Source organism: Microseira wollei NIES-4236 (genome assembly GCF_020521235.1).
In the GTDB taxonomy this organism is placed as follows: domain Bacteria; phylum Cyanobacteriota; class Cyanobacteriia; order Cyanobacteriales; family Aerosakkonemataceae; genus Microseira; species Microseira wollei.
In genome coordinates, this window is the sequence record NZ_BLAY01000405.1 from 1 (window position 1) to 2136 (window position 2136).

At 49.6% G+C, this 2136-nt stretch carries 2 protein-coding genes; both read right to left on the reverse strand.

The features are described 5' to 3' along the window. Nucleotides 1–231: 231 nt before the first annotated feature. Nucleotides 232–1596: a hypothetical protein gene (locus tag MiSe_RS48750; protein ID WP_226594704.1), complete on the reverse strand. Its 1365-nt coding sequence runs from the start codon at nt 1594–1596 to the stop codon at nt 232–234. A gap of 40 nt (nt 1597–1636) precedes the next feature. Continuing rightward, nucleotides 1637–1939, reverse strand: a complete 303-nt coding sequence (locus MiSe_RS48755; RefSeq protein ID WP_226594706.1) for a hypothetical protein — start codon at nt 1937–1939, stop codon at nt 1637–1639. Nucleotides 1940–2136: the final 197 nt, after the last annotated feature.

A 2136-nucleotide genomic window follows, 5' to 3' on the forward strand; every position in this document is an offset into this window, starting at 1 on the left:
GAACGCCCTCAATCGTGGATCTCAAATCTCTACCTCTGCTCCCCAGGCGACTGGAGGATGGCGGCAAGTTTGGGAGACGAAGCGACAGAAACCCACCCCTCAACGTTAGTAGGGGTGGGTAGTTCATTATTGTTTACCAGTCCTCTTTAGAGGACTTTCGCTATTAGACGGGGAATTTATTCCCTGTCGGGGTGACAGCGAAGCGGTTAGATTTGTGTCAGGCTGCATCCCCTACCTCCTTCCTAATGCCTGGTAGAAGTTTTGGGTAATTGCTCCCGGTTCTGCCAGTTTTTGATCCAGCGCCCAACGCGATGCCGGAATTAAAAACCGTTCGGGAATAATCCCCGGATCGTTTCCTGCTGCTAAACGCTTTCCTGCTTCTTCAATCATTCGCTGGTGCTGTGGTTTAAATCCGGTAACTTCGGCTAGGGTTTTATCGCCTAACTGTGGGTATTTGGTAAAGCAAATTGTATCCACGACCAAATGATTGGCTTCGCTAAATGTTTTCAGTAATTCAGCAGGAATGTTGCCCGCGCGGGGATTGGGATAAAGACGCTGCCAAATTTGGCGATATCTTTCTGCTGTTTCAGGAAATCCCATGCGGCGCAGTAATTCAATGCTGATAAATACCCGCAGATAGGGAATGGGATGGGGTGCGCCAGAGTGGAAGTATAAAGTAGATTGGGGCGATCGCGCGGCAATATCCATCAATGATGCCACAATCCCAGCGCCACCCAGCAACAATCCGCACATATCGGCAAAGGTTTCGCTGTGCCAATTCGTCCAGGTAGCAGCTACCGTGCGACTCATTCCCGCTTTGAGGAGGCGTTGCGCGATCGCGCGAGGAATTACTTCCCGCAAATTCAAATCCGTTGGCAAATTGTGGGAAACTTCGTGCAAAATCGCCCCCAGGGTCCAGGGATTCACCAAACGGTGATAAGGTAATTGAATCAGCGGAAAAGGATTAATTTGCTGTCCCAATTTACTTAAGGGAATACCGCGCCGAAACGTAGCGGGGGAAAAGCCAGTTCTCATGTACGAAAACGGCGCGGGTGCTGGGATTGATTTGGCGATTCCCAAACCCATGTAGATGTCTTGGTAGCAGTCTAGGGCGATGCGATCGCACCCTAAAAGCCAGTTGCCAAATTTAGATTGTCTTTGTCCGAATAACTCAAAATAAAAATCCCAAATTTGCTCAATTGCCCTCACCCAATCCTGCGCCCGATCTTGGCAAATCATCAGATGTTGCAAATGTTTGGTATCGGGAGAACGCATCGCCGTTTCTGCACTCGTCCCCACTTGCTTCGAAATCTCCATTAATTGCGATCGCAGCGAACTAATCAGTTCATTTACCGCATCAATATGGGCATCAGAAGGACTGGCTGAATCGGTACCAAACTCATCGTGACGGAAGGGTTCAGGCGCTGCGTGTCTGGTAACATTCAGCGCCTGAACCCTCAGCCAAGAGTTTAAACTGGGCAGTTGTTTCTGTTGTTTTATTTCTGCTGTTTTTTGATACAATCGGGCCAGATCGCTTAACTCGTCCGAGTCGTTCTCTGCGCCCAAAGGTGTCAGCGTTTCCAACAGTTTTTGCATAATATTTATCCCGATTGCAGAGTTACGACCGACGAGAATTTTAAGCGTAAGCGCGACGCCGCTTGCCGTTCATTTTTGCCTGCATTTGATGCTGCGCTCGATGGGATTGCTTCATCGCGGTGGCAACTTGATTGGGATTGTCCAAAACTTTAGCTGTATTCGCTGCTAGCGCCCTCAGAGCCATTGTTTGCGAGAGCGGTTTCCCTTGTTCTACCTGATTCGCTAAAGTTCCCATTGTTCCTTTCAAAACCTGCGGCACTGTCTGCAACAATTGCCGCGTATTGGGGTTGTTATATAAAGCGCGTCCCATCCGGGATACACCTTGAACTAAAGAGCGAGCCACAGAAGTAAGTAGGTGAGTATAACTAAATTGAACAAGAGGCGGCCGGGGGGGGCCCCCCCCCCCGAAATTACAAGCTTTTGGGGGGGGGGGTCCCCCCCCCCCCCCCCCTCCATAAAACTTTTTCTTTTTTTTTTTTTTTCTTACTTTTTCCCTTCCCCTCCCTAGGGAATTAAATCGCGTCCCATGGCCACACCACC